The 25,791-nt window shown below is 68.0% G+C and carries 23 protein-coding genes; 8 read left to right on the top strand and 15 right to left on the bottom strand.

Going from position 1 to position 25,791, the window contains the following annotated elements:
• Positions 1-34: 34 nt before the first annotated feature.
• Entirely contained in the window at positions 35-856 is an 822-nt protein-coding gene (locus NGK70_RS21720) for an exodeoxyribonuclease III (RefSeq protein WP_251970547.1), read from the top strand.
• Positions 857-865: 9 nt separating this feature from the next.
• On the opposite strand, the gene NGK70_RS21715 is transcribed toward NGK70_RS21720, so the two are convergent.
• The 4 genes from NGK70_RS21715 to NGK70_RS21700 form a co-directional block, all read right to left on the bottom strand.
• Positions 866-1,270 (bottom strand): type II toxin-antitoxin system VapC family toxin, encoded by a 405-nt coding sequence (locus NGK70_RS21715; protein ID WP_251970546.1) that lies wholly within the window; start codon positions 1,268-1,270, stop codon positions 866-868.
• The gene (locus NGK70_RS21710; protein WP_251970545.1) at positions 1,267-1,518 is read right to left on the bottom strand and encodes a type II toxin-antitoxin system VapB family antitoxin; all 252 of its coding nucleotides are present in this window, start codon (positions 1,516-1,518) and stop codon (positions 1,267-1,269) included. Before NGK70_RS21710 ends, NGK70_RS21715 begins: the two co-directional genes overlap by 4 nt.
• A 99-nt stretch (positions 1,519-1,617) precedes the next feature.
• The gene (locus tag NGK70_RS21705; protein ID WP_251970544.1) at positions 1,618-2,334 is read right to left on the bottom strand and encodes a hypothetical protein; all 717 of its coding nucleotides are present in this window, start codon (positions 2,332-2,334) and stop codon (positions 1,618-1,620) included.
• Between the two features lie 21 nt (positions 2,335-2,355).
• Positions 2,356-5,079 (bottom strand): protein kinase domain-containing protein, encoded by a 2,724-nt coding sequence (locus tag NGK70_RS21700; RefSeq protein ID WP_251970543.1) that lies wholly within the window; start codon positions 5,077-5,079, stop codon positions 2,356-2,358.
• 465 nt (positions 5,080-5,544) lie between these two features.
• Between NGK70_RS21700 and NGK70_RS21695 the strand changes: the two genes are divergently transcribed.
• Together NGK70_RS21695 and NGK70_RS21690 are read left to right on the top strand one after the other, a co-directional pair.
• Positions 5,545-7,986 carry a hypothetical protein gene (locus NGK70_RS21695; RefSeq protein ID WP_251970542.1) on the top strand — a complete coding sequence of 814 codons (2,442 nt, stop codon included), beginning with the start codon at positions 5,545-5,547 and terminating at the stop codon, positions 7,984-7,986.
• Between the two features lie 81 nt (positions 7,987-8,067).
• Positions 8,068-8,502 (top strand): hypothetical protein, encoded by a 435-nt coding sequence (locus tag NGK70_RS21690; protein ID WP_251970541.1) that lies wholly within the window; start codon positions 8,068-8,070, stop codon positions 8,500-8,502.
• A gap of 36 nt (positions 8,503-8,538) precedes the next feature.
• Here NGK70_RS21690 and NGK70_RS21685 read toward each other — a convergent pair whose 3' ends face one another.
• From NGK70_RS21685 to NGK70_RS21670, 4 genes are read right to left on the bottom strand one after another with little or no spacing between them, the layout of a single operon-like run.
• Complete coding sequence (locus NGK70_RS21685) at positions 8,539-8,925, bottom strand: DUF488 domain-containing protein (RefSeq protein ID WP_251970540.1); 387 nt, start codon at positions 8,923-8,925, stop codon at positions 8,539-8,541.
• 19 nt (positions 8,926-8,944) lie between these two features.
• Positions 8,945-9,319 (bottom strand): iron chaperone, encoded by a 375-nt coding sequence (locus NGK70_RS21680; protein WP_251970539.1) that lies wholly within the window; start codon positions 9,317-9,319, stop codon positions 8,945-8,947.
• A 4-nt stretch (positions 9,320-9,323) separates the two neighbouring features.
• On the bottom strand, positions 9,324-9,827 hold the full coding sequence (locus tag NGK70_RS21675) for a GNAT family N-acetyltransferase (protein ID WP_251970538.1): 504 nt from the start codon (positions 9,825-9,827) through the stop codon (positions 9,324-9,326).
• Complete coding sequence (locus NGK70_RS21670; RefSeq protein WP_251970537.1) at positions 9,824-10,111, bottom strand: type II toxin-antitoxin system TacA family antitoxin; 288 nt, start codon at positions 10,109-10,111, stop codon at positions 9,824-9,826. Before NGK70_RS21670 ends, NGK70_RS21675 begins: the two co-directional genes overlap by 4 nt.
• Positions 10,112-10,711: 600 nt before the next feature.
• On the opposite strand from NGK70_RS21670, the gene NGK70_RS21665 reads away from it, so the two are divergent.
• The 4 genes from NGK70_RS21665 (at position 10,712) to NGK70_RS21650 (ending at position 16,201) form a co-directional block, all read left to right on the top strand.
• Positions 10,712-11,665: a hypothetical protein gene (locus NGK70_RS21665; RefSeq protein WP_251970536.1), complete on the top strand. Its 954-nt coding sequence runs from the start codon at positions 10,712-10,714 to the stop codon at positions 11,663-11,665.
• A 63-nt stretch (positions 11,666-11,728) separates the two neighbouring features.
• Positions 11,729-12,742, top strand: coding sequence for an IS701 family transposase (locus NGK70_RS21660; RefSeq protein WP_251969112.1), 1,014 nt, complete (start codon positions 11,729-11,731; stop codon positions 12,740-12,742).
• Positions 12,743-13,750: 1,008 nt separating this feature from the next.
• Complete coding sequence (gene tnpC / locus NGK70_RS21655; RefSeq protein ID WP_251970535.1) at positions 13,751-15,172, top strand: IS66 family transposase; 1,422 nt, start codon at positions 13,751-13,753, stop codon at positions 15,170-15,172.
• 18 nt (positions 15,173-15,190) lie between these two features.
• The gene (locus NGK70_RS21650; RefSeq protein ID WP_251973862.1) at positions 15,191-16,201 is read left to right on the top strand and encodes an IS30 family transposase; all 1,011 of its coding nucleotides are present in this window, start codon (positions 15,191-15,193) and stop codon (positions 16,199-16,201) included.
• A gap of 106 nt (positions 16,202-16,307) precedes the next feature.
• Here NGK70_RS21650 and NGK70_RS21645 read toward each other — a convergent pair whose 3' ends face one another.
• The 7 genes from NGK70_RS21645 to NGK70_RS21615 all read right to left on the bottom strand — a co-directional run bounded on the left by NGK70_RS21645 (position 16,308) and on the right by NGK70_RS21615 (position 25,100).
• Positions 16,308-17,588, bottom strand: a complete 1,281-nt coding sequence (locus NGK70_RS21645) for a lipocalin-like domain-containing protein (RefSeq protein ID WP_251970534.1) — start codon at positions 17,586-17,588, stop codon at positions 16,308-16,310.
• Entirely contained in the window at positions 17,588-20,200 is a 2,613-nt protein-coding gene (locus NGK70_RS21640; RefSeq protein WP_251973861.1) for an FtsX-like permease family protein, read from the bottom strand. The genes NGK70_RS21645 and NGK70_RS21640 overlap by 1 nt, the downstream gene beginning before the upstream one ends.
• A 222-nt stretch (positions 20,201-20,422) precedes the next feature.
• Positions 20,423-21,184: an oxygen-binding di-iron domain-containing protein gene (locus tag NGK70_RS21635; RefSeq protein WP_251970533.1), complete on the bottom strand. Its 762-nt coding sequence runs from the start codon at positions 21,182-21,184 to the stop codon at positions 20,423-20,425.
• A 128-nt stretch (positions 21,185-21,312) separates the two neighbouring features.
• Positions 21,313-22,092 (bottom strand): ABC transporter ATP-binding protein, encoded by a 780-nt coding sequence (locus tag NGK70_RS21630; protein ID WP_251973860.1) that lies wholly within the window; start codon positions 22,090-22,092, stop codon positions 21,313-21,315.
• Between the two features lie 89 nt (positions 22,093-22,181).
• Positions 22,182-23,201: a tRNA (adenosine(37)-N6)-dimethylallyltransferase MiaA gene (gene miaA / locus NGK70_RS21625; RefSeq protein WP_251970532.1), complete on the bottom strand. Its 1,020-nt coding sequence runs from the start codon at positions 23,199-23,201 to the stop codon at positions 22,182-22,184.
• A 45-nt stretch (positions 23,202-23,246) separates the two neighbouring features.
• Positions 23,247-24,527, bottom strand: coding sequence for a multidrug effflux MFS transporter (locus NGK70_RS21620; protein ID WP_251970531.1), 1,281 nt, complete (start codon positions 24,525-24,527; stop codon positions 23,247-23,249).
• 132 nt (positions 24,528-24,659) lie between these two features.
• A complete protein-coding gene (locus NGK70_RS21615) occupies positions 24,660-25,100 on the bottom strand; it encodes a DUF1841 family protein (RefSeq protein ID WP_251970530.1) in 441 nt (146 codons plus the stop codon).
• An 83-nt stretch (positions 25,101-25,183) separates the two neighbouring features.
• On the opposite strand from NGK70_RS21615, the gene NGK70_RS21610 reads away from it, so the two are divergent.
• Positions 25,184-25,777 (top strand): malonic semialdehyde reductase, encoded by a 594-nt coding sequence (locus NGK70_RS21610; protein WP_251970529.1) that lies wholly within the window; start codon positions 25,184-25,186, stop codon positions 25,775-25,777.
• Positions 25,778-25,791 lie beyond the last annotated feature (14 nt).

The following is a 25,791-nucleotide window of genomic DNA, read 5'->3' as shown; positions in this document are numbered from 1 at the left end:
ACAACCTGCGCAGGTTCTGCGCACAATCGGCGCCATGACCAAGATCTACTCCTGGAACGTCAACGGCATCCGCGCCGTCATCAAGAAGGGCCTGTTCACGCCCTTCATCGAGGCCCACCAGCCCGACATCCTCTGCCTGCAGGAAACCAAGGCCGAGCGCGGGCAGGTCGAGATCGACCTGCCCGGCTACCACGAGTTCTGGAACTCGGCCACCAAGAAGGGCTACTCCGGCACCGCCATCTTCAGCCGCGAGCAGCCGCTGTCGGTGAGCTACGGCTACCCTGAGGCGTTCGCCCGGCGCTGGCAGTTCACCGACAGCGAGGCCCGCGACGCGAACGACGAGGGCCGCATCGTCACCGCCGAGTTCGAGCGTTTCTACGTGGTGAGCGTCTACACCCCCAACGCCAAGGACGACCTCAGCCGCCTGCCGCTGCGCCACCAGCACTGGGACCCGGCCTTCCTCGCCTGGTGCCTGGAGCTGCAGCAGACCAAGCCCGTGGTGTTCTGCGGCGATCTCAACGTGGCCCACACCGAGCTCGACCTCGCCCACCCGCGGCCCAATCGCGGCAAGAAGGGCTTCACCGACGAGGAGCGCGAGGGCTTCCAGCACTTCGTCGACGCCGGCTTCATCGACACCCTGCGCCTGTTCAAGCAGGGCAACGGCCACTACAGCTGGTGGAGCATCCGCAGCAACGCGCGCGAGAAGAACGTCGGCTGGAGAATCGACTACGTCCTCGTCTCCCCGGCGCTGCGCGCAGCGGTGGTGGACGCCGCCATCCATGCCGACGTCATGGGCAGCGACCACTGCCCGGTCAGCGTGACGCTGGATGAGGCGGTGCTGGGCGGGCTGGCCTGAGGCCGAACCTCAGTCTGGGAGCCAGGCGGGCACGAGATCGGTCTGCGCGAAATCGTTCCCCTTGAACAGCAGCGGCAGACCGCGCACCTTGGCGAGTGCATAGCTGAACACGTCGCCAAAGTTCAGCCCGGCGGGGTGCCCGCTGCCCCTGCCGTAGGTGATGAACGCGGCGTAGGCGCAGTCCATCTCCTCCTTGCCGGCGGCGACGATCTCGAACATCGGCAAGCGCAACAGCTCATCGACCAGCAGCACAGCGCGCTCGCCGCGACGGCCATGGACCACCATGCGGGTCTCCAGTGCGCTCACGGTGCTGATCAGCACGCGGTCGGTGCTCAATATCCGCTCGGTGAACACGGCGCGCTCAGGTTCGCTGAACGCGATGGCCACCAGGGCCGAGGTATCGACGACGATCATGCCGGCAGGCCGTGTTCGTCCCAGACCAGTGGGTCATGTGCGTCTGGGCGGTCCGGGATGCGATCCAGCTGCGCCAGCAGCGCGCCCAGGCGCTGCGCCGGTGCGGCGCCGGTCGACTGTGGCTGGGACAACGCCTGCATCAGCGCATCCACGGCGCGTTCGACGGCTGCTGTCTTGTTCAATCCGGTCAGCCGGGCGAGCTGCTCAACCTTGTCGACCACGGTCGGGTTAGCGATCTGCAGTGGCATATTTCGCTCCTGATGTTGATATCAACATCATCAATATACATCGATCAGCAAGATCGCTGCGGTCCATAGTGGCGCTGTCTCTCCGGGTCGTAGCATCGCTTACCGGAACTCGAACGCCAGCCTGACGTACGGGCCGCGTGTGTCCGCCGTGAGGTCGGACTGCCAGCTGTCCGGCGTGGAGGCGCGCAGCGAGCGGCTGGCCCAGCCCAGGCGCAGGCGCACCGGTGCCGCGAAGGTGAACGCCAGCCCCAGCTCGGTCTGCGCCCAGTCGATCGAGGAGGGTGTGTCCGTCACCAGTCCGCTCACCCCCCCGAAGGCCGCAGCCTCCAGCGCCAGCAGCGGCGTGACCTGCCAGGCCGCCAGCACGCCCCCCGCCGGACCCGAGCCGGAGACGGTCCCGCGGTAGGTCTGCGGCGGCTGCGCCTGGGGGACGCTGTCCCACCTCGCCTTCGCCCAGCCGATGCCGGCAAACCACTGCAGGCGCACTGGCTGGTCCGCAAACAGCTGGTGGTTGTAGCCCAGGAAGGCACGCTGCACCGTCGCACTGTTGCGGAGGTCCAGCGGGCCCGTCAGCGTCGTCTGCTCGCTGGTGAACACCGAGGTGTTCTCATCCAGGTGCTGCGTGGACTTGGCCCGGTAGCCCTCCACCTGCACCTGCAGCCCGCCCGCACCGCTGCGCGTGAGGCGCCACACCGCGTCCACCGACCCCGAGGTGACGTTGGACTGGTTGATCTGCAGCGGCGTCAGCCCGCAGCCGCTCAGGAGGGCGAGCAGGGCGGTGGTGTAGGCGATCGGGGGACGGGCGGACGGGGGCATGGTGTTGTGCTCCTAGGGTGTTCAGGGCCGAGCCGGGTTGCGAGACGCTCGGTCGGAGGAGGAATTCCCCAGACGGTCGAGCCAGCGGTTCACTTCTTCGGCGAGCCGTTTGGCATTGGGACGGTTGTTCGGGTGATCCGTCAGGAAGGCCTTCGCGCTGTGGAGTTGCTGCGCTGCCCTCTCGGGCTCACCGCGCAGCAGGGCGTAGCGACCTCGTTCGAAGGGGAGAGCGGCTTCCCAGACCTCGCCCGGTGACGCCTCACGCAGCGCCTCCACCGTCAATCCGTCGAGCAGCGCGGCCACGCCATCGCTGCGTCCCTGGTCCAGTCGTGCCGCAGCCAGGTAGAGCCTCAGTCCCTGTACGACCGGGGCGTCGTTCGCAAAGTCCGGGCGCGCCAGCTCGATGGTCTGAGCCAGCAACCGCTCGGCTTCCTGAAGCTGCCCGCCGTCGCGCAGGGACAGCGCGGCGTTGTGGCGGGTCACGATCACCCCGAGTGAGCGCTCGCCCTGCAGCGCCCGGTAGGTGTTCGACAGATCAAGGAAGGTCTTGGCAGCCTCGCCAAAGCGCTGTGCCTTGTACAGCAGCTGGGCGTGGACATACCGGGACGATGCCAGTTGCCCACTGTCCGGTCCCACTTTCTCGCGCAGGCATTGCGCTGCGGCAGCGGCGATCGGCAGGGCGTCGTCGACCCGGCCAACGTCGCCGAGCGCCTTGGCCAGATGGGTTCGCGCATAGCAACTGCGCAGGTGGTCGGCACCCACACGCGCCTCGGTGCGTTGGGTCAGCTCTTGCGCGAGGCTGAGCGCCACGTCGTAGCGTTCACTGTTCCCCGCGGTATCCGACTGGAACTGAATCGCCGCCATCGCCAGTGAAAAGTCCTCCTCTTCCAGCGGGCCGGCAAGCAGGCGCTGCGCCAAGTTCACCGCCTTGGTGCCTGCATCGAAGGCCTGCGCAGTGCGCTGTTGCTGCGCCAACAGCATCGAGCGCCGCGTCCACAGGCGCAATTGCAGCGTCAGCGGAGGCGCCTCAATTTGGCTGAGCTCCTGTTCGGCCTTGGTCAGTTGTTGCTCGGCTTCGGGAAAGCGCTGCAAGGTGCTGAGCACATAGGCCTGGTCGACGCGGATCTTCGGCAGCGCTACCTCGTGGCTCCGCCCCGATCCCTCCCAGGCAGCGATCGCATGTCCCCCCGATGTGACCGAGTCCGTGTACTTGCCGAGGTAGAACAGCGCCTGGCGCATGGCGTCGTGCACCGCGGCGCGGGCTGCGGGGTCGGCCTTGGCCAGCCGGGTGTCGACTTGGCCCGCTGCCTTGATCACCGCATCGGCCATGCTCACGTCGCGCTTGCCGGTGTAGGCCGGGTTGCCCGCGCGGATCAGGTCCTCGCTCAGGAAGCGGCTCAGCGCCTGGGCCGAGGCCAGCTGGCGGGCGGTTTCCGCGTGCGCCTCGCTGGCGCGGACATAGAACCAGGTCGTCGAGACCAGCCCCAGCAGCAGGGTGCCGACGGCGGCCACCAGCCAGGGCCGGCGTGCCCGCACGCGCGCCAGGCGCTCGCGCAGTTCGGCCTGCTGGGCGCGCTCGCCGACCAGCCGTGCCGACTCGGCGTGGCGTTCGGGCATCTGGCGCAGCGCATCGGTCAATTCCCCCACGCTGTTGAAGCGCCGTGCCGGATCGCCGTCGGTGGCGCGAGCGATGTCGGCGCGCAGCAGCTCGTCGTCGATGTCGCGCTCCCAGCCGCTGTGCATGCCGCGCTCGAAGTCGGCCACGATCAGCTGGTACAGCAGCACGCCCAGCGAGTACACATCGCTGCGCACCGTGGCCGGCTCGTCGGCCAGCAGCTCCGGGGCGGCATACAGCAGCGTGCCCCGCGCGGCGTCGCTGCCGACACCGGCGGCCATCGTCAGCCCCAACGGCGTCACGCCCAGCTCGCCCAGGCGGGCAAGTTCGAGCAACCGGCCGCTGCCGAAATCGGCCAGCCGGCATTGCCAGCCCACCGCCTGCTGGTCGCTGGGCGACAGGAGGATGTTGGCGGGCTTGATGTCCTTGTGCAGCACCGTCAGCGCATGGGCGGCGGATACGGCGTCGGCCATCTGCAGGAAGATCTCCAGCCGCTGCGACCGCGGCAGCGCCGCCAGCCGGCCGTCCTCCACCGCCCAGTCCTGCAGGTTGTCGCCTGCATATTCACTTTCGATGAAGCAGGGCGGGGCATCGAGGTGCCAGTCCAGAATCCGGACCAGATCGCGGCGACCGCCGAGTGCCGTGAGCAGCACCCGCGAAATGGTCACCTCGCGGCGCAGGGAGGCCGGGTTGCCGTCGCTGGCCAGATACTTGTACACGCGCAATTCAGCGGTCTTGGCCTGGCGAGCCAGCCAGACATCATGGTCCGGTGACTGCCCCAGCCGCCGCACCAGCCGAAAACCCTCGCGCCCCGGTGCCGGCGCGCCGGGCTGCAAATCCAGCGCCGCCGTGCGAACCTCGCCGACCAGGGTCTTCTCAATGCTGCCGGTCAGGCGATAACCCACCCGGGGAATGTTTTCGATCCACCCCGCCTGCAGCGGCCCCAGCGCGTTGCGCAGTTTGGTGATGGCATTGGCCAGGACGTTGTCCACCGTCGGCTGACCGCGCCAGATCTGCAGGATGAAATCCTCCCGCCGAACCACCTCACCGGCATGTTGCAGCAAGAGATTCAATACCTGCAGCGGCTTGCGCTGGATATCCGCGGCCTGGCCATCGACGGAGAGTTCCATCCGCTTCTCGTCAAAGACACAGGCACCAAACTTGTAACGATATGTCTCAGTCAAGCGGCCTCCTTGATGTTTGTCAATATAGGCAATGAGCCGGACGAATCACCTGCAGCAGATGACGCTGTGCAGACCTGGGGCCGGGCGGCTCCACCATGGTTGCGCCGTGGGTCCATTCTAGGAACACGCCTCGTGCCTCAACAAGCAGGCCGGTGCACCTCGTGCGCCTCGACGTTCCCCCGGTGAATGTTTGGTGATCACCGGGTGAAGCCTGCCAGGCCGCCCGCCCGCTATGGTTTCACCATGCCGATTCCGGTGTCGAAGGTGAGCGCGGGGCTGCGGAGATGTCCGAACCTCTGAGCCGTCGCGACCGCGCTGACTTGGCTCGGCAAGGGCTGCCAGGGGCACATCATCTGCACGGTGCAGCGTATTCCTGAATGAGTTCCTCAACGAAGGCAGAGGAGTGAGTCGATGAATCGAATGAGAGGGTGGTTGCGAGGCTGGGGCCTCGTTCTTGCCGGGGTATTTCTCGGCATCCTGATGACCGCCTGCAGCAGTGGTGGCGGGTCAGGCGGATCGCCGGAAAACATCGGCATTGTTTCCCAGCCCACCGACCAGACGGTGGTGGCCGGTGATGACGTGAACTTCAGTGTCCAGGTCAGCGGGGAGGTCAGTGGTTATCAATGGCAGACCAGCAGCGATGGCGCCATCACCTGGAACGATATTGCCGGTGCCACCCAGGCTGCCTATACCCGCGCCGCCGTGGACGTGTCCCTCAGCGGCCGGCAATATCGGGTGCAGGTATCCGGCGCCGGCGGGCCGATTTACAGCTCGGCCGTGACGCTGACGGTTTCCGAGCCGGCGCCCGTCAGTATCTCGGTGCAGCCGGCGGCACAAACCGTCGTGGCCGGACAGGATGCGTCCTTTTCTGTCACCGCATCGGGCACGGCGATCCAATACCAGTGGCAGTCCAGCGCGGATGGCCGTACCTGGGGGGCCATCTCCGGCGCCCACGCCGCGACGCTGGTGGTGAATGCGGTGGCGTTTGCCGACGGCGGGAAGCAGTACCGCGTGGTGGTTTCGAACAGCCTGAGTGCAGTCACCAGCGCGGCAGCGGGCCTGACGGTCCATGCGGCGCCGGCGGCAGCCCAGATCACCACCCAGCCGGCATCGGCGAGCGTCACCGCTGGGGCGACAGCCACCTTCGCGGTGGTGGCCACCGGCACGCCGGCTCCCACCTACCAGTGGCAGCGCAGCAGCAATGGCGGCAGCAGTTTCAGTGACCTGAGCGGCGCCACTTCGCCCAGCTACACGACGCCGGCGACGGCCACGGCGGACAGCGGCACGCAGTTCCGGGTGGTGGTCAGCAACACCAGCGCCAGCGTGACCAGCCAGGCGGTGACCCTGAACGTGGCGGCCGCACCGGTGGCACCGAGCTTCACCACGCAGCCAGCGGCGGCGAGCGTCACCGCACCGGCCGGCGCGACCTTCACCGCCACGGCCAGCGGCACGCCGACGCCAACCTACCAGTGGCAGCTCAGCACGGACGGCGGCATCAGCTTCACCAACATCAACGGGGCCACTGGCGCCAGCTACACCCTGGCCAGCACCACGGTGGCGAACAACGGCCAGCGCTACCGCGTGGTGGCGACCAACGCGGCGGGCACGACCACGAGCAACGGCGCGACGCTGACCGTTGCTGCAGCACCCAGCGCTGTGGTGTCGTCGCACCGCTTGAGCACGACCTATGGCCACACGCTGGCTGTGCGAGCTGACGGTAGCGTGCTGGCCTGGGGCAGCAACATGAGTGGCGGCAGCGGCACGGCGCTCGGCGGCAGCGCGGCAGTCGTCGTCAGCGGTGCGGGTTCGGCTGCAGCGGCCTATGCCTTCGAGGATACGGGCAACGGCATCGGTAACGAGAGTGTGGTGATCCAGTCGTCCGGTGCCGTCCAGGGCTGGGGGTCGACCTCGATCGTTGGCAGCGGGCTCGGTGTCTACAAAGTGGCTTCCAGTGCCCAGCTGGTGTCTGCCTCGCCGTTCACGATCAGCCAGCTGTCGGGCATCCGGGACCTGCGGCTGCTACCCAATGGCGTGACGCTGGCGCTGAAGGCCGATGGCACCTTGTGGCTCCTGGGCGGGACGATCACATACGACGTGGTGACCCGAATCGGCACGGTGCAGGCGCTGCAGGTTGCGGGCGTAGGCGCCATCGCGGCCCTGGGCGACGCCATCAGTGCGGGGCCGACCGCCGCCGGTATCAGGCAGGCCAAGGTGCCGCTCGTGGACAGCAGCGGCGCAGCCAAATTGCTGACCGTTGCGAGCACCGGTGGCAGCACCCCGGTGTCCAGTGGCACGAGCCTGGTCTACACCGCGACCTACTCGGTAGCGGCCATCACCGGCCTGCCGACCGTGTCCAAGGTGACCTGCTCCGGCACCTTCATCCAGTGGCACTGCCTGGCGCTGGCCACCGACCGGACGGTCTGGAGCTGGGGCACCATCGGCACGCACGGCGAGATGGGGGACGGCACGGACGTGGCCAAGACCACGCCGTTCCGGGTGGCAGGGCTGGCGTCCATCCAGGACGTGGCAGCGACGAACTTCGCCTCCTTCGCCCTGACCGAGTCCGGCAGCGTCTACAGCTGGGGCAACGGGGCGGACATCGGTCGTGCCGTGGTCACCTACGTCGGTCTGGGTGACGGGACACCGGCGCTGGTGACCGGCGTCTCCGGTGTTGCGGAGATCACGGTGTCCGGGGCCGACGACAGCGGTCTCGGGATCTACCAGCGCGTGCTGGTGCGCACCGGCAGCGGTGCGGTCTGGGGCTGGGGCGACAACGGCCGTGGCGAACTGGGTGACGGCACGACCGCATTCGCCAGCCGCCCGGTGCAGGCGGTGGGCGTCCACCTGAACTGAGCACGGCTCGCAACCTTCGCAGCGGTGCCGCGGTCCCGCCCGGCACCGGCTGCCTACCCAATCTTCCGGAAGCAACCAACCATGAAATGTCCCCAATGCGGTTCCGACACAACCCAACGCCTGCAGGTCGTGCATGAGCAGGGAACGCAGCTCATCAACACGACCAGCAACACGGTGGGCACCGGCTTCAACGCCAGTCCGCTGGCCTCACTCGGTCTGGCTGGCGCCAGGACCAAGACCACAGGCACGGCCCAGTCCGCGATGGCGCAACGAGCCGCTCCGCCGCCCCGATACCCGGTCGTCGCAGGGCTGGGCGTCGTGCTCTTCGGGCTTCTCTGTCTGGCTGGCGATGGGTGGGCGAAACTGGGCGGTCTTGCGCTGATGGCTACCGGCCTCTACGCGTCCCATTGGGCACATGCCTACAACCGGGAGAAATGGCCAGCCCTGTACGCCCGCTGGGAATCGTCCTGGCTGTGCAGCAAGTGTGGCTGCATCTACGTGCAGGAGTTGAACTGAGCCCACCGCACGTCGTGGGCGGGCCATCCGGGGGCGCTATCGGACCTGTGCCCCAGCCTCCTCGAAGAGCTGGCGCAGCACCGAGCGGTGGCAGCGCGCCTCGTCCTCGCAGTAGCAGCCCACCGAGAAATTCGTCTGCCTCGACAGCGCCGCCAGCAGCTCGATGCTGCGCGTGTTTTCCGCCGTCGCCATCTCGCGGCGATAGGCCTTCTCGAACGCCCGCCAATCGGCCGGAGTCTGCGCGGCCTGGCCGAGTTTCACCGTCTCCGGGCTGGGCGAGAGATTCGGGTACCAGACGTCGTACCAGTTGCCGGAGGCAAACGCCGCCTTCGGCACACCCCGCGGCGGGCGCCGTACGGTGCCGATGCGCAGGCCCTCGTCTTCATGGCGGGCGCTGCCGAGCTGGACGATGCGGATGGTCATGGGGTGGCTCCTCGTTCAATCAGGCCGGTTTGTGGGGCTGCTCTCGTTCGAGTTCATATTCCCGGTGCAGCGCCACCGCGACGCGGCCGATCAACTCGATCGGCAGGGGCTGGTTGAGCGGGAAGGAGAGATTGCCCTTTTCGCCCCGATACGGCGCCAGCTCCGCGATCAGCGCCGCATCGTGGCGCAGCGGCGGATAGACACCGATGTGCTTCTTGAACGCTGCGAAGTAAAAAAAGATCCGCGTGCGGCCCCGGTAGGCGGGCATGCGGTAGCTGATGCAGCGCGTGGCGTGGGGTAGCAGCGATTCGACTTGGGCCTGGATCGCTGCCAGACGAGGGCGCACGTCTTCCGGGCTGCTGGCGAGGTACTCGTCATGGGGGGCGTTGGGCATGTTGTCAGTTCCCCAACGCCGCGCGCAGATCCGCGATCGTGGTCATCAAGGTCAGCGGCTCCAGGGGCGACGGGTCCAGGCCGATTTTCAGATAGAAATCACGCGCCTCGTCCGACAGCGCATGCACGATGAGGCCGCGGATGCCGATCGCCTCACCCGCGTGAAGCACTCGTCGCGCAGCGTCCTGAAACAAGGCCCGGCCGAGCCCCTGCCCCTGGCAACGGTTGTCGATGGCCAGCCGTGCGAGCACGACGACGGGGATGGGGTCGGGCATGTTGCGCCGGAACCGACCCGTGGCCCTGTCGGGTGTGATCGCGCTCGAAGCGAGCGCGTAGTAGGCGCCCACCTGGTGGCTGTCGAGGTCGGCAGCGACAAAGGTGCGGGTCGCACCGCTGAGCTGATTCTGTGCGGCGCGCCGTTTCAGCCACTCGTTGAGTGACGCCACCCCGCAGTCGAACTCCCCGACGACATGCCGATTCCCCAGCGGCTCGGGGGCGGCCAGCCTCACGGCTGCGCCCAGGGCGAGGGGCTCTGCATCGTCTGGCGCAGCCGTTCATTGGGCTGCGCGGGCACGTCGAGCCGGGCCAGGAACTCTGCATAGGCCTCGGGCGAAACCGCCATCACAGAGCGGTCGAGCAGCGCATCCTCGGCCGCCCGGCGCGCCGCACCCAGGATGAAGTCCGTGCGCGTGACCCCCAGCGAGGCCGCCGCCCGGTCGATCAGGTTGCGCTCGGCGGGCGCGATGCGCAGGTTGAGGGCGTCACGGCGGGGGGCGTTGTCGGCGGTGGGCATGGCGGGGCTCCTTGGGAGGAGTCAGCTTAGCACTTCGTAATGACGGTGTCGGTACGAAGTGGCTGTGTGGTTGCGTGATGGAGCGTGTCCACGACTTGTCAGGAAGAAGGCGATAAAGGCAAGTCCCCGGTGCCTGCACATGGTAAGTTGGGCGACCGGTGTAGGCCCTACCTCGCCATCTTTCATGCTCCTCGATCTTGTTTGTTGCTTTTTGTTTCAAATTTGAGGGTGGTGGCTGGCCTTCCGTGGATGACGATCACCTGATTCGGCTTCTAAGATTCGACGTGTATCGGACGCATTTAATCGGAGGGGTAATGTAACTAGCCTCTCGATCCTTACTGTATTGTGGATAACTTCACGGATCCAATTGGATTATGTATTGGAAAATAATTATCCGTTTGAAGTGTAGTGAGGCAACATCTGGGATAAGTCTGTTGTTGATGTTACTCCAACGTTTAGGTATTCAAATCTTTGGTTCATTTCTCAAAGTACCGAAGCTTCGATCTACTGATGCGCCTATCCATCCGAGATTTTGCGTGTCTTCGTTGTGACATTTTCTTGCCTTAAACTTGGTCAAATACCGTTTGGAGGAGAAGTGCGATGCGTTTGGGTAAGTGGATTAAGGTCTTTCACAACTCCATCCCGATTCCTATTACATTTTCGGCATCATTCGGCTTACGGGAAGGCTCTCGCCTGTACTTGGCCCCGGTGGTGACAGGTTATCCGCGCGCCAGCAGCGATGCGGAAATTATTGTTTCGCCAGTCCCGACAGCGGCTTGGCGTTCGGTATGTCGACTTAGCGTGAGACTTCATGACCGTCCACATGCCCTTGCTGCGGCGAGCTCTTTTCTTCGGCATAAAGGAATCAATATCATCTTGTCGGAGGCTGCTGCCACATTCCAAGAGCGAGCGCATTGGGATGCGGTTTGTGACCTTGGAGCTTGTCCAGAGTTCGCTTCCATAAGAAATCTGACATATGAGGCATACATTAAAAGAATGCCGAATTTCCTTGGTGAACTCTCCGCAGAGTTTGCGCACTGGGCGGCTGCGCCGTCGATGCGGGATAATTTTCTCACGGGAGATGATGCCCATATCGAATTTTCATCTCTTAGTGGACTTAATATAGCTTCATTTCGTGTTGGGCATGTTGCCAACTATTATTCCGACTTTAGGGGCGGATCAATTACGATACATAATAAACTTGAGCGTGAGATATTGACGCTACTTGGTGGGGTGAATTCGTTTTTCCCGGCAATACCATCCCATGCATTAATTACAGGGAACACGGAGCAGCGATATCTTCGATTGTATTTTATTCGCAACGTCAGCGACTTCATGATGGCAGAGATCGGGTCTAATTTATCCGATACCGCCGCCGGAGGGGCTGGGGCGTTGGGGGCATTGTTGGAGAATCTGCCGCCCGATCTCAACCTTCTCCATCTCAGTCTGAATCGCATACAGACGAATGGTTCCCAGGATACCGGCATAACCAGAATTGTTGGGAACTGGTCTGGGCATAGCGAAAAACATATTAGGACTTACGCAAACGTTTAAATCAAACTAGATTATTTAATATATCGGCGCCGATTTCGTGGTATTTGTGATAATATATTCACCATGAAACCCACGAGCCGAGACTACTGCCAATTTCTGATATCCACACAAATCAACTACACGCAGACCTATTTTGCGGATCACCATCAGAGGTTTTCTCATGACGCCATAAATCGCTACTTGCAGGCTGCCAATATCAGCCCGGCCGATGTCTGGAATCTGGCCCGACGAAACATCGAATTTGACGACGATGCCTGCCTGGTTTTCGATGACAGCGTTCTGGACAAGAACCACTCGCACAAAATCGAGCTGGTGCGCAAACAGTACAGCGGCAACGCCCACGGCCTGATCAAGGGCATTGGGGTGGTCAACTGCCTGTACGTGAACATCAAGACCGGCCACTACTGGATCATCGACTGGCGCATCTATGCGCCTGACGAAGACGGCAAGTCCAAGCTGGATCATGTCCAGGAGATGTTCGACAATGCCATGGCGCACAAGAAGCTGCCCTTTCGCACCGTGCTGATGGACTCCTGGTACGCCACCATGGATCTGATGAAGCACATCCACCGGGCGGGCAAGCACTTCTACTGCCCGCTCAAGAGCAATCGCAAGGTTGACGACAGCCAAGGCCAGCAGCCCTACAAGGCGGTCAGTACGCTGCAGTGGAGTGCCCAAGAACATGTGCATGGCAAACACGTCAAACTGTTCAAGTTTCCCAGTGACATCAAGCTGAAACTGTTCCGGGTTGTGGTTGATACCAATCGCACGGACTGGGTTGTGACAAACGACCTATCTCAAGATTCGACGGACGATACGCATGAGATGTGTGCCGTGCGCTGGAAGATTGAGCAGTACCACAGGGAGATCAAGCAGGTTCTTGGCATCGAAAAATGTCAGTGCAGAATGGCCCGGTCACAGAAGAATCACATCGCCTGCGCGATATTGGCCTGGGTCCACCTCTGCGAGACGGCCAAAGCGCTGAAGACAAACATCTACAGCCTGAAGAAGGGAATCCTCTCGGAATTCCTCAAGAAGGAACTTCGGTCACCAACCATTCGCATGGCACCCATCTGACATATTGAGTCGAAATGGCGAATCATTGCGCTAGCTGAAGTGACCCTGCGTAAGTCCTACATATGCAAGATCTTGTGGAGGCGCTCGAGTTCGAGGATATTGAGGGCAAGGTTCACAAGGGAATCTATCATCTAAAAGATTACGCTACCCCCTCAAGTGCTTATCCTCGCGTCTATGTGTCGTACTCCACCCGATTGGACGAAGATCGGTTGAGTTACTTGAGGAATTCCTTGGTGGAAAACAACTTCGACCCCCATGTGGGAACCGATCTCTCAGAATCAGCGATGCTCGGCGGCGGGCCTGTTTCCCCTGATGTGCTGACGTCTGCGATGAATGTAATTCCGACATGCGTGGCATTCGTCTCACTTCAGTCAAAGCGATCGGACTTTTCTCACCCAGACGGACGGTATACGTTGCCACCTTGGCTCATTGCAGAGGAGGTTTTTGCCTTTTCTCGGAATGTGAGGTATCTCGCTAGAATCCGCGAACGCGGTGTGGAGGATCCACGATACAACCCAAGTGCTTTCAACTATGAATTTTCTGATGAATCACAGTTTCGTGTCTGTGTCACCCAACTAATGCGCGACCTAAACGCGATGCGTCAGGCACCGGAGTTCGCCAATGCTCTGCGTGCGGCTCGACAGGCACAGGTTCGGATTCGATCAATACCGAACTAGCCACAAAGGGTTGCCATGCAACGTCCGCCGCGCGGCTTGCTCTCGGGGGGCACCGTTGACGCAACCGAATGATGTTTCTAGACTGGTCATTTGACTGGGCGGATTCAAGACTGAAGTGCAACACCTTGCCAACCCGGTAAGGTGTGAAGATGACGACGAGATACAAACAGCTGCAGCCTGAAGAACGCGTGACGCTGGCGAGCCTGCGACAGCAAGGACACGTATCTATTCACCCCCGCCCCCCAAGCGCCAACGCAGGCTTGCACCCTTACCTCAGCCGTGACTTGAAGGTCTACTTGTAAGTGGATGATTTTGCGAAGACACTGGCCGCATGAACAGCGCTGAGAGCGAGGACAATGCACCGTTCCAGCCGGTATCGATGACGATGCCGGCGACGCTGCCGGAGTGCCACGCGGTGATCGAGACGATGGCCCTGGAACTCGCCCAACTGCGCGAGCAGATGGCGTGGCTGCAAGAGCGGCTGAAGGTGGACTCGCGCAACTCATCGAAGCCGCCGTCGTCGGATGGACCGGGCAGCGGTAACCGCGCCCAGCGCCGCGCCAGCCAGCGCAAGCGCGGTGCCCAGAAGGGCCACCCCGGCGCGTACCGGGCGCTGCTGCCCGAGACGGAGGTGGACGGTGTCCAAGACTGTGTGCCCCCGGCGCAGTGCAACTGCGGCGGCGCGGTGAACGTGCAGGGCAAACCGGTGCGTCACCAGGTCTTCGACATCCCGCCGGTGACCCCCGATGTGCAGGAGTACCGGCTCTACAGCGGTGTGTGCACCCAATGCGGGCTGGGCCATCGGGGCGTTCTGCCGCAGGGTGTTCCCAGCGGGCAGATCGGGCCGCGCGCGCTGGCGCTGGTGGGTGTGCTGGGCACGCGCTTTCACCTCACGCAGGGCAAGATCCGGGACCTGCTGGCCCAACTGCTGGGGCTCGATTTCAGCGTGGGGGCCATCTCGCAGGCCCACGGCAAGGTAGCCGCTGCGCTGAAGGCGCCGGTGGCGGTCGCGGTGGCCTCGCTGGCGCAGGCCCCGGTGCTGCACATGGACGAGACGCGCTACCCGCGTGAAGGCTCGGCCAATTGGGTGTGGGGTGTGATCCAGCCCAAGCTGGCGGTCTTCAGCATCCTGCCCTCGCGGGCACGCTATGTCATTACGGACCTGATCGGCCAGGCGCCGCAGGGCGTGGTGGTGTCGGACCGCTATGCCGGCTACGCCCACCTCGACGCCAGCCGGCGCCAGGTGTGCTGGGCGCATCTGCTGCGCGACTTCACGCGCATCTCCCAGCGCAGCGGGCGTGCCGGGCACATCGGCCGGCGCCTGCTCGGGCTGGGCTGCGTGCTGTTTCGCTGGCGCGAGCAGGGCCGCAGCGCCGCGCAGTTCGAAGCCTTGCAGCGCCGGGTCCGGGCGGCATTGGATCGGGGCGCGGCACAGACCGGTTGCCGGCGCACGCAGGCCACCTGTCAGAACCTGCTCAAGCTCTGGCCGGCGTTGTGGGGCTTCGTGAACCACCCTCAGGTGCCGCCCACCAACAATGACGCCGAGCGCTCGATCCGCTCCATCGTGCTCAAGCGCAAGATCTCCGGGCCCACGCGATCACGGCGTGGCGACGAGTTCATCGCCCGGGGCTTCAGCGTGCACGAGACCTGCCGTCGCCAGGGCCTGGATCTGTGGGCCTTCCTGCACCGCGCCGTCACCGCCTGGATCGACAAGGCCACCCCGCCCAGCATGCTCCCGGCACCCACCGGTTGACTCCCCTCCTCGGGGCCGATCACCTCTGCTGGCGTTCACCTCAGCACTTCAGCGGGGGGGGTGAATAGATACCAAGGACACAGCCTGCGCTCGATTGCCAAGACGCTGGGGCGTAGTGCCAGCAGCCTGAGCCGAGAGGTGGCACGCAATGGGAGTGCGTCGGGCTATGCGTCCAGGCCTGCCGAACAGGCGGCGAGCCGGCGGCGCACACAGGCCAGGCGCTTGCCCAAGCTGCATCCCGAGGGCGCCTTGTGGGGCGTGGTCTCGCACCTGCTGACGTGGTTGTGGTCGCCACGGCAGATCGCCCGCACACTGCGCAGGATGTGGCCCGACAACCCCGAACGACATGTCTCGCACGAGAGCATCTACAACGCCATCTACGCCCACCCCAAGGGTGAGCTGCGCAAGTGCCTGGTGGCTTGCCTGCGCCAGTCGCGCAACACGCGCCGGCCGCGCTCGGGCGGTGAGGACCGTCGCGGCCAGATCCCGGAAATGGTCAGCATCCATGTACGCCCGCCCGAGGTCAACGATCGCGTGATGCCTGGTCACTGGGAAGGTGACTTGATCAAGGGTGCGGCCAACCGCTCGGCCGTGGGTGTACTGGTCGAGCGAACCACCCGTTTGGTGCTGCTGGCCAAGATGCCTGATGCCACCGCCGAGTCGGCGCTGGCGGCCTTTACGGCCAAGCTCAACGACATCGCCCAGCCGCTGCGCCAGACGCTGACCTACGATCAGGGCAAGGAGATGGCGCGCCATCGCGAGCTCGCTCGCAACACCAACATCCGCGTGTACTTCTGCGACCCGCACAGCCCCTGGCAGCGCGGCAGCTGCGAGAACACCAACGGCCTGCTGCGCCAGATGCTGCCCAAAGGGACGGACTTGTCTGTGCACGATCAACAGGCCCTCGACTCCATCGCCGATCTGCTCAATAACCGGCCCCGTCAAACCCTGGACTGGCGCACACCCGCCCAACTCTTCCGCGACCTCATGCAGGGCATCTCAGAACAGCGCGGCGCCACAATCCATTAATCCTGCGAGTGTTGCACTTCGAGTTTGAAACCGCCCTCAATCCCTTCGAGAGCAACAGCAACGCGTGAGGGGTGGGGCGGTCAGCGCCAGGCCGACACGCCCGCGTTCACAGCCGCAACCTCCCCACATACCCCGTCATCTCCAGATACCCCAGCCCCACGCGCCGGCCGGTGGCGGGGTCGAGCAGTTCGCTCAGGCCTTCCCAGTAGACGGTGCCGGTGGAGGCGCGGCTGTCGAGTTCCTGGTCGTCGGCCAGGGCGCGCACGAGGAAGCGGCCGGCGGGGCAGTCGATGGCCCATTCGACCGGGTAGCTGACGGGCGGCTGGTGGCGCGGGCTGGTCCAGCGGCGTTGGGGGGTGAAGCGCACCGCGTCGGGGGCGAAGCTGCGGGCGGGGCCGCCGGTGCTGCCGGCGCCGGGGCGCCAGGAGCCGCCGGCCCACAGCGCTGGGCCGGCCGGGTGGCCGTCGGGGCGGCGCAGGCGGAAGGCGGTGAGGGCGCTGCCGTCGAAGAAGTTGATGCCGATCCAGTCCCAGCCGACCGCGTCGGCGTCGAGCAGGGATTCGCTCCACTCGTGGTCCAGCCAGGCGCGGCCCTGCAGGGGGCGCTCGGGCTGGCCGTCCAGCGCCAGGCGGGCGCGCACGGCCAGCTGCGGCTGGCTGTAATAGAAGCTGGCCTGCGCCGGCTGCGGGCCCTTGCGTGACCAGCCGGCCTGGCCCTGCAGCAGCAGCGGCTGGGTGGCCGCCAGCTCCACGTCCAGCGTGAAGCCCGCGGCGGGGCTGGCGATGCGGCCCCGGTAGCGGCTGAGGTAGTGGCTGAGGTCGCGGCCCGGGTCCCTCGCCGCCCCGGCGTCATTGCCTGCGGCGGCGCCACCGTCACGGACCAGCTCCCAGCGGTTGCCGGCGTGCAGGTGCACCCGCGTGTCACCCACCGCGGCCTCGGCCAGGCCCAGGCCGGCGCGGGCGATACGCTGGTCGTGGCGCAGGGCCTTGCCGCCGAGGTCGCCCAGCGTGGTGACGGCGGCGTGGGCGAAGATCAATTGCCGGGGTGCGAAGGCGCTGCGCGAGTCGGCAGCCAGCCCGGTGCGCTGGCGGAAGAAGGTGAGCTGGAAGCCGTGCGTGGGCTGCGGGCCGGCGGGGGCCGGCGCGCTGGCTGCTGCCGGCGGGGAGGTGCCCGCTGCGGGCGCTGCCAGCCAGCCGGTGAGGTACCACCACTCGGTGCGCCAGCCGGGGTGGGCGCCGAAGTCGGCGGGAAAGCGCAGCGGGCGTGGGCCGCTGCCGGGGCGGTCCGTGGCCTCGGCGATTGCGGCGGCGGGGCCCTGCACGGCGGCGGGCTCGGGCAGCCAGCCGGTGGCGGCCAGGGCGGCCAGCCAGTCGCGGCGGCGCATCATCACCAGTCCTCCTTCACCGCCAGCGCCATCTGCCGGCTGGCGGCGGCGCGGCCGGCCAGCCAGGCGGTGCCGGTGCCGGCGGCGAGCACGGCCAGCGCGAGCAGGGCGAGGCGGCCCAGCGGCAGCGAGAGCTCCATCGTCCAGTGGAAGCTCTGCGGGTTGACCACGTGCACCAGCACCACCGCCACCGCCAGGCCCAGCGCCAGGCCGAGCAGGGTGCCCACGGCGGTCCACACGGCGCCCTCGGCACTGACGAGCGCCAGCACCTGCGCCCGGCTGGCACCCAGGTGCTGCAGCGCGCCGAATTCGCGCCGCCGCGCCAGCACCTGGCCGGAGAAGCTGGCGGCGATGCCGAACAGGCCGATGCCCACCGCCACCGCCTGCAGCCAGTAGGTGACGGCGAAGCTGCGGTCAAAGATCTGCAGCGAGGTGGCGCGGATTTCGCCCGGCGTGGCCAGCTCCAGCAGCGCCGGGTCGGGGGCGAGGCGGCGCAGCGCCTCGCGCACCGGGGCGGCGTCGGTGCCGGGGGTGAGCCAGAGCGCCAGGTCGTTGACGCGGGTGTCGCCGGTGGCGGCCAGCCAGTCGCGCCGGTCGATCACCAGCGTGCCCTGCTGGCGGGCGTAGTCGCGCCAGACGCCGCGCAGCCAGACGCGCAGGCGGCGGCCGTCGGGCAGGGGCAGGTCGAGCGTCTGCCCCAGGCGCAGGCCGCGCAGCGCCATCGCGGTCTCGCTGGCGTAGAGCGCGGGAACGGGTTTGCGGTCGGCCGTGAGCGGGCGCTCGCTGTCTTCGAGCAGCTCGCCCACCAGCGGCAGGTCGCTGGCGCCGGGGCCGACCTCGCGGGCCAGCAGCGCCATCGGCGGCTGGTCGGGGTCGAGCGAGATGGGCTGCAGGCGCTGAGCCTGCAGGCGGGTCACGCCGGGCAGGGCGGCGGCGCGGCGCAGGAAGTCCGGGCCCAGCCAGGCGGCATCGGCCTGGCTGGTGCCGGTGGCGGTGCGGGCGTAGAGATCGGCGGGCAGCACCTGGTCGAGCCAGCGGGTCACCGAGTCGCGGAAGCTCGCCACCATCACCGTCATCGCCACGGCCAGCGCCAGGCTGGCGACCACGCCGGCCACGGCGACGGTGGCGGTGGCGCGCTGGTCGCGGGCGCGCTCGATGGCCAGCAGCGCCACCGGCTGCAGGGGCGTGCGCAGCAGCGCGAGCAGGCCGCCCACGCCCATCGGCACGCAGAGGATGCCGCCCAGCAGCAGCAGCGCCACGCTCAGGTAGGCCGCCAGTGGCAGGTCACCCAGCGGCGGCAGGAAGGCCAGCAGCACGCCGCCGATCAGCAGGGCCGGCCCGCGCCAGGCGCCGCGCTGGCGGCGGCCGTCGTGCCCCAGGCCCTTGAGGCTGAGTGCCGGGGCGAGCCGCGCCGCCTGCCGGGCCGGGTGCCAGCCGCCCACCCAGGCGGCCAGCAGGCCGAGCGCGCCGTAGACCAGCGCCGCGCCGGTGGACCACTGCAGCGGCGGGGCCCCACCGCCGGTCTGGCCACCGATCAGGCCGCTGCCCAGGTCGCCGCCCAGCCACTGCAGCGCCAGGGCGGCGAGCGCCGTGCCCAGCGCCAGCCCGAGCAGCGCGCCCACCACGCCCAGCGCCAGCGATTCCACCTGCACCAGCCGCAGCCGCTCGCGCGCGGCCATGCCCAGCACGCCGAGCAGCGCCAACTGCGGGACGCGCTTGGCCACGCCCAGCGACTGCACGGAGAAGACCAGGAAGGCGCCGGTGAACAGCGCCACCAGCGAGAGCACGCCCAGGTTGACGCGGTAGGCGCGGGAGAGGTTGGACACGCGCTGGGCCGCTTCCTGCACCGGCGCCAGGCGCAGCCGGGCCGCGCCGGGCTGGCCCCGGTTGAGCTGATCGAGCAGCGCAGTGGCGTCCGTGCCGGCGGCCAGGCGCAGGTCGATGCGGCTCAGCTGGCCGAGGTGTCCGAAGTGCTGCTGCGCGCCGGCCAGGTCCATCACCACCAGTGGCGGGCCCTCGGCCGCGACGCTGCCGGCCACGCGCAGCGAGAGCATGCGCTCACCGGACTGCAGCTGCACCGCCTCGGGCAGGCCGCCCGAGCTGCCAGAGCCTCCCAATAGGCGCTGCGCGGCGGGGTTGAGGAAGACGCGGTCGGGGTCGAGCAGGGCGAGGCGGTCGGCGCCTTCGCGCGGGCGCGGCAGCAGGTCCGGGGCCAGGGCGGGGGCGCGCAGTGCGTCGATGCCCAGCACCCGCACCGCCTGCTTGGCGCCGCGGGTCAGGCCGGCGCGGGGGGCGGTGGGTGCGCTGCCGCTGCCGGAGGCGGCATCGGCGCGGCGGGGGGCGAGGGTCTGGGTGTCGATCTCCAGCACCGGGCTGGCCAGCGCCACCTGCGGATGCAGCGCGGCGCGCGGGTAGGCGGCCTCGTCGAGCCGGGTGCCCTCGGCCGGGCGCAGCACCGCGTCGGGCTGGCCGTTGACGGCGCGCACCGCCTGGCCGAACTCGGCCAGCGCCGAGGCGTTGATCAGGTGCACCGCAAAGGCCAGCGCCACGCCCAGCGCGATGGCCAGCACCGCCAGCAGGGTCTGCCCCGGGTGGTGGCGCCACTGCGCGAGCATCAGGGTCACCAGCAGGCGCGGCTGGCGCCCGGGGGCGGCGCGGGCGACCGTGGGCAGCGTGGGGGCGGTGGGGTCGATGCTGTCGTCCGTGCGCCCGGGCCGCGGGGCGACGATGTTCTCGGCGGGGGGCTTGGGCGGTGGGGGCATGGCAGCGGCGCGGGGCCCTGCAGTGTCGCTCAGGTCGGCGACGGGCGCCCGTCGCCGGGGCCGTGGACTGCCTGTTCAGGCGGGGAGGGCGTAGTGCTCCGGCGTCATCAGGTCGATGCCGCACTCCAGCGTCTGCACCCAGGCGATGAACTCCTGCACCGCCGGCCCGACCAGCGGGGCGCCGTGCTGCGGCGCGATCATCGCGATCGGCAGGCCGGCGACCATCTGCGCCCACAGCCGCAGGATCTTGTTGCTGGACATGTAGCGCCGGTGAAAGGGCGCCATGTAGGGGATGGCCTCACGCAGCGAGCGGATCGGCCGGCGCGGGTCCAGCCCCAGCGACACGCCCAGGTCGCCGGAGAACAGGATGCGGCTGGACGGGTCCCAGAACTGGAAGTTGCCCTCGGCGTGCAGAAAGTGCGCCGGCAGCGCGACGATGTCCCCCAGGCCGACGCGGATGTGCATGCCCGCATCGGGGATGCCGAGGATGCGGCCCTCGGTCTTGCCGGGCTTGCAGAAGTGCGGGACGAAGCGCTCCCAGACCGTGGAGATGTAGACCTGCGCGGGCGTGCCGGTCATCCAGCGGTCCAGCGAAGCAATGATGTCCGGGTCGGCGTGCGAGGCCAGGATGGCCGACAGCCGCGTGGGCGGGAAGTGCTCCACCATGCCCAGGTAGAGCGGGTGGTAGGCGAGGTTGCCGCCGGGGTCGATGATCGCGCCGGTGTCGCCGTTGACCAGCAGGAACTGATTGCTCTGCACCGCCTCGCCATGCTCGTTGTGCAGGTCGCAGAACATCAGGCGCAGGCACTCGCCCTGGCGGAACAGCTCGATCGGCATGGCGGATTCCGGACGGCGCCCCGCAGCGCGAGGATCCCGGGAAGGCGGTGGGAAAAGCTGCGAACTGTGACCGATTGCACACGATGCGCACTTGACCGGAGTCAATTCGGGCGCGTCGGTCCCGGGCCTCAGTTGTCAGCAGTTGTATCGCGTGGCGGCGGTGGCGACAGCGGCGTGGCTGCTGTGGGCGGCGTGGGCGGTGTGGCGCCGCCGTGGCCCTGGGCGAGGTGGCGCAGCAGGTCGCCGGGGGCCAGGTTCTCGATGCCTTCGGGCGTGAGCCAGAGGCTGCGGTCGGCGCGCTCGGTGGCGGCCGGCGCGTGGCTGACGATCAGGCAGGCGGCGTTCTGGGCGCGCGCCTGCGTGACCAGCAGGTCGAGGATGCGCGCGGCGGTGGCCGGGTCGAGGTTGCCGGTGGGCTCGTCGGCCAGGATCAGCGCCGGGCGGTGCACCAGCGCGCGGGCGATCGCCACACGCTGTAGCTGGCCGCCGGAGAGCTGGCGCGGCTGGCGTGCGCCGAAGCCGGGCAGGCCGACGGCTTCGAGCATCGCGCGCACGCGGTGCTCCACCTCGTCGCGCTCGCGCAGGCCCTGCAGCAGCAGCGGCAGGGCGACGTTGTCGGCCACGCTCAGGTGCGGCAGCACATGGAAGGCCTGGAAGACGAAGCCCAGCTTGGTGCGCCGCAGCAGCGAGGCGGCGTGCTCGCTCAGGCCACCCACGTCGTGGCCGGCGATGCGCACCGTGCCGACGTCGGCCTGGTCCAGCCCGGCGATGCAGTTGAGCAGGGTCGACTTGCCCACGCCGGATTCGCCCAGCAGGGCCACCACCTCGCCGCGGCCCACGCTGAGGTAGACCTCCTGGAACACCGGGGTGTTGCCGTAGTGCTTGGCCAGGCCGTGCACCTCCAGCAGCGCGGGCGCGGTGCCGGGCGCTGTGCCGGGCGGCAGGGGCGATGCGGCGGAGGGGGGCAGGGCGGCGGAGGGGGCGGTGGAGGCTGGGGTCATGGCGCCGGTGCGCCACCCGTACCGGAAGCGGCGGGGCCGAAGCGCGCCAGCAGTGTAGCCAGCGCGTCGGGCGCGTCGCAGGTCAGGACTTCACGCTGCGGCAGGCTGCGCAGCCAGGTGAGCTGGCGCTTGGCGAGCTGGCGCGTGGCGGCGATGCCGCGCTCGGCCAGCGTCGCCATCGGCGCCGCGCCGTCGAGCCCGCTGTCCATGAGTTCCCAGGCCTGGCGGTAGCCGACGCAGCGCATCGAGGGCAGATCCAGGTGCAGGTCGCCGCGCTGGCGCAGGCGCTGCACCTCGTCCATCAGCCCCTCGGCCAGCATCTGCTCGAAGCGCCGGGCGATGCGCGCGTGCAGCCAGGCGCGGTCGGTGGGCTCCAGCGCGACCAGCCGGCAGGGCAGGCCGGCGATGGCCAGCGGCGCGCGGTCGGCATGGGCGTCGCGGTCGAAGCGGCCGCTGTGGAAGCTCGACAGCGGCTGGCCGCTGACCTGCCAGACCTCCAGCGCGCGCTGGATGCGCTGGGCGTCGCGCGGTGCCAGCCGGGCGGCGGTGACAGGGTCCACCTGCGCCAGCTCGGCGTGCAGCGCCGGCCAGCCGAGCTCCCGGGCGCGCGCGTCGATGGCGGCGCGCACCGCGGCATCGGCGGAGGGCAGGGCGTCCATGCCACCGAACAGCGCCTTGAAATAGAGCATCGTGCCACCCACCAGCAGCGGCAGCGCGCCGCGCGCACGGATCTCGCCGACCCGCCGGGTCGCGTCGGTGACGAACTCGGCCGCGGAGTAGGCCTGCGTCGGCTCGATCAGGTCGATCAGGTGGTGCGGGAACTCGGCCAGCTCAGTGGCGCTGGGCTTGGCGGTGCCGATGTCCATGCCGCGGTAGACCAGCGCGGAGTCGACGCTGACGATCTCCACCGGCACGCCGGCCGAGCGCCAGGCGCGGCCCAGCGCCAGGGCTGCGGCGGTCTTGCCGCTGGCGGTGGGGCCGGCGATGGCCAGCACGGGGAGGCAACGGGGATCCATGTGGTCGATTAGAGCAGCGCCGCCGCCGCCTGCCTCCGTGGGGGATCAGCCCCGGCTGGCCGCGGCGCCCGCCGGCAGGGCGCTGCCAGGCGCGCCGTGGCGGCGCACCAGCGTCCAGCCGACCACGGCGGTCAGCGTGGCCCAGAAGGCGATGCCCAGCGCCATCGGGCGGGCTGTGCCGTCCATTGCCCAGCCCAGCCAGCGGCCGATGCCGAAGGCCACGGTGGCGAGCAGGCAGCCGGCCAGCGCGGCGGCGGTGCCGGCCTGGTCGCGGAAGGGGCCTACCGCGCCGGCCTGGCCGCAGGACTGGTGCATGCCGTGGCCGAAGGCGATCGCCATCTGCGGCAGGGCAATGGCCCAGATCGCCTGCACTCCCGCCAGCGAGAGTGCGCCCATCGACAGGCCGCCCGCCAGGGTGAAATAGCTGGCGCGGCCGATGGTGCCGGTCATGCCCAGGCGCACCAGCCAGCTGCGGCAGACGAAGGTGCCGATCAGGTAGGAGATCGAGCTGGAGCCCAGCACCAGGCCGTACAGCGTGGGCGAGAGGCCGAGCGTGTCGATGTAGACGAAGGACGAGCCGGCCAGGAAGATGAACAGCGCGCCGTAGGTGCAGGCCGTCAGGCTGGACCAGGCCAGGAAGGTGGGGTGCACGAGGATGCGCCGCCAGTTGGCCGCCAACGTGGGCGGGTGCAGGGCGCGCAGGTTGCGCTGTGGCACCGTCTCGGGCAGCTTCAGCCAGACGAACACGGCGATCGCCAGCGTGCTCAGGCCGATGAAGGCAAAGGTCCCACGCCAGCCGAACTGCTGCGCCACAAAGCCGCCGATCACCGGGCTGCTGATCGCGATCAGCCCCAGGCCGGACAGTGCCAGCGACATCACGTGCGCGCCCTCATGCGGTTCGTACAGGTCACGCACCGTCGCGCGCGCCACCACCACCGCGGCGGCCAGACCCAGGCCCTGCACGATGCGCGCGGCCACCAGCGCGTGCATGTCGAGCGCCAGCATGGCCCCCAGGCTGGCCAGGATGTACAGCAGCAGCCCGGCCTGCAGGACCGGGCGGCGGCCCCAGCGGTCGGCCAGCGGGCCCCAGACCAGCTGGGCCGCACCGAAGGCCAGCAACAGGGCCGACATGGTGAGCTGTGCCAGGTGCATCGGCGCGCCCAGGTCGCGGGTCAGGGCCGGGAAGGCCGGCAGGTACAGGTCGGTGGTCAGCGGCTGCAGGCCCAGCAGCAGCCCCAGCGCGGTGGCGGCGACGGCGGCGCTGGGCCGTGCCGCCTGCTGCGCGGCGGATGTCGGCGGGGAGGATTCGGAAGGCGGGGCAGACATCGGCAAAGACTAGCAGGCGCTTGCGGCGCGGCGCGGCGGCCTGTCCGCAGCGCGCCCGTTGCAATCGAGGGGCATTCAGGTGGGCGGAGGCGGCGCAGGGGTGGGACAGGGGTGGGGCAGGGCCGCGCCGGTTCAGCGGGTGGCGCGGCTGCGCACCCGCTCCAGGTAGGCGTGCGGATCGGGCGGCTGGCCGCTGCGCTGGGAGGCCCAGATCATTTCGCCCAGGCAGTCCATCACCTCGTGGTGGGCGGCGTGCAGGTCGCTGCGCTTCGCGGCCAGCAACTCGACGGCCTGGCGGATGCCGCGCGGCTGGTCGATCGAGCACTGCTCGCTGATCGACAGGTGCATCGACAGGTGCAGGAAGGGGTTCGTCCGGCCCTTCTGCCCGTCTTCGACCGTGTAAACCGCCGTCAGCGCGGCCTCCAGGTCCGACAGCTCGGCGTGGTACTCCGGGTGACGGGCGATCCACTCGGCGGCGAGCGTGTCCATCGGCGAGAGCGGCTCGCCGGCGCACTGCTTGCGCCAGGCCTCGCAGAAGAAAGTCCGAACGTCGTGCTGGCTGGGGGTGAACATCGCACAATTCTGCCCGTCCGGCCTTCTCCCTGTCCCTCCATCCCCCGTCCTTCACCTCATCAAGCACCACGAGACCCTGCACGATGCGCCACGCCCTCGACACCGCCGCCCTGGCCCAGCTCTTCACCGAAGCCCGCACCCACAACGCCTGGCGCGACGAGGCGGTGGCGCCCGAGACCCTGCGCCAGCTCTACGACCTGGCCAAGTGGGGCCCGACGGCGATGAACATCAGCCCGCTGCGGGTGCGCTTCGTGCAGTCGGCCGAGGCACGTGCGCGTCTGCTGCCGCTGATGGCCGAGGGCAACCGCGCCAAGACCGGTGCTGCGCCGGTGGTGGCCATCCTGGGCCGCGATGTCGATTTCCACACCCGCATGCCGACGCTGGCGCCGCACATGGCCGCGGTGGGCGAGCGCCTGGCCGGCCAGCCGACCGCGCGCGAGGCGATGTCCACGCTGAACGGCGGGCTGCAGATCGGCTACTTCATCCTCGCCGCACGCTCGCTCGGGCTGGACTGCGGCCCGATGGGTGGCTTCGACGCCGCCGCGGTGGACGCGGAGTTCTGGGCCGGTACGGCCGTCAAGAGCCTGGTGGTCTGCAACCTCGGCTATGGCGACCCCGCCGGCCTGCGCCCCCGGGCGGCGCGGCTGGACTTCGACGACGCCTGCGCGATCGTCTGACGTGGCCCGCCCGA

The organism is Sphaerotilus microaerophilus, assembly GCF_023734135.1.
GTDB classification, from domain to species: domain Bacteria; phylum Pseudomonadota; class Gammaproteobacteria; order Burkholderiales; family Burkholderiaceae_C; genus Sphaerotilus; species Sphaerotilus microaerophilus.
The sequence above is the reverse complement of the archived record's forward strand: the minus strand, read 5'-3'. Positions and strand labels throughout refer to the sequence as shown.

Coding starts and splice junctions, on each gene's coding strand:
- NGK70_RS21610 (WP_251970529.1), top strand. CDS start 25,184: ATGCGCCACGCCCTCGACACCGCCGCCCTGGCCCAGCTCTTCACCGAA.
- NGK70_RS21660 (WP_251969112.1), top strand. CDS start 11,729: ATGAAACCCACGAGCCGAGACTACTGCCAATTTCTGATATCCACACAA.
- NGK70_RS21615 (WP_251970530.1), bottom strand. CDS start 25,100: ATGTTCACCCCCAGCCAGCACGACGTTCGGACTTTCTTCTGCGAGGCC.
- NGK70_RS21695 (WP_251970542.1), top strand. CDS start 5,545: ATGAATCGAATGAGAGGGTGGTTGCGAGGCTGGGGCCTCGTTCTTGCC.
- NGK70_RS21700 (WP_251970543.1), bottom strand. CDS start 5,079: ATGGAACTCTCCGTCGATGGCCAGGCCGCGGATATCCAGCGCAAGCCG.
- NGK70_RS21685 (WP_251970540.1), bottom strand. CDS start 8,925: ATGACCATCCGCATCGTCCAGCTCGGCAGCGCCCGCCATGAAGACGAG.
- miaA (WP_251970532.1), bottom strand. CDS start 23,201: ATGGATCCCCGTTGCCTCCCCGTGCTGGCCATCGCCGGCCCCACCGCC.
- NGK70_RS21690 (WP_251970541.1), top strand. CDS start 8,068: ATGAAATGTCCCCAATGCGGTTCCGACACAACCCAACGCCTGCAGGTC.
- NGK70_RS21665 (WP_251970536.1), top strand. CDS start 10,712: ATGCGTTTGGGTAAGTGGATTAAGGTCTTTCACAACTCCATCCCGATT.
- NGK70_RS21645 (WP_251970534.1), bottom strand. CDS start 17,588: ATGATGCGCCGCCGCGACTGGCTGGCCGCCCTGGCCGCCACCGGCTGG.
- NGK70_RS21715 (WP_251970546.1), bottom strand. CDS start 1,270: ATGATCGTCGTCGATACCTCGGCCCTGGTGGCCATCGCGTTCAGCGAA.
- tnpC (WP_251970535.1), top strand. CDS start 13,751: ATGAACAGCGCTGAGAGCGAGGACAATGCACCGTTCCAGCCGGTATCG.
- NGK70_RS21720 (WP_251970547.1), top strand. CDS start 35: ATGACCAAGATCTACTCCTGGAACGTCAACGGCATCCGCGCCGTCATC.
- NGK70_RS21710 (WP_251970545.1), bottom strand. CDS start 1,518: ATGCCACTGCAGATCGCTAACCCGACCGTGGTCGACAAGGTTGAGCAG.
- NGK70_RS21640 (WP_251973861.1), bottom strand. CDS start 20,200: ATGCTCGCGCAGTGGCGCCACCACCCGGGGCAGACCCTGCTGGCGGTG.
- NGK70_RS21635 (WP_251970533.1), bottom strand. CDS start 21,184: ATGCCGATCGAGCTGTTCCGCCAGGGCGAGTGCCTGCGCCTGATGTTC.
- NGK70_RS21670 (WP_251970537.1), bottom strand. CDS start 10,111: ATGCCCACCGCCGACAACGCCCCCCGCCGTGACGCCCTCAACCTGCGC.
- NGK70_RS21620 (WP_251970531.1), bottom strand. CDS start 24,527: ATGTCTGCCCCGCCTTCCGAATCCTCCCCGCCGACATCCGCCGCGCAG.
- NGK70_RS21705 (WP_251970544.1), bottom strand. CDS start 2,334: ATGCCCCCGTCCGCCCGTCCCCCGATCGCCTACACCACCGCCCTGCTC.
- NGK70_RS21680 (WP_251970539.1), bottom strand. CDS start 9,319: ATGCCCAACGCCCCCCATGACGAGTACCTCGCCAGCAGCCCGGAAGAC.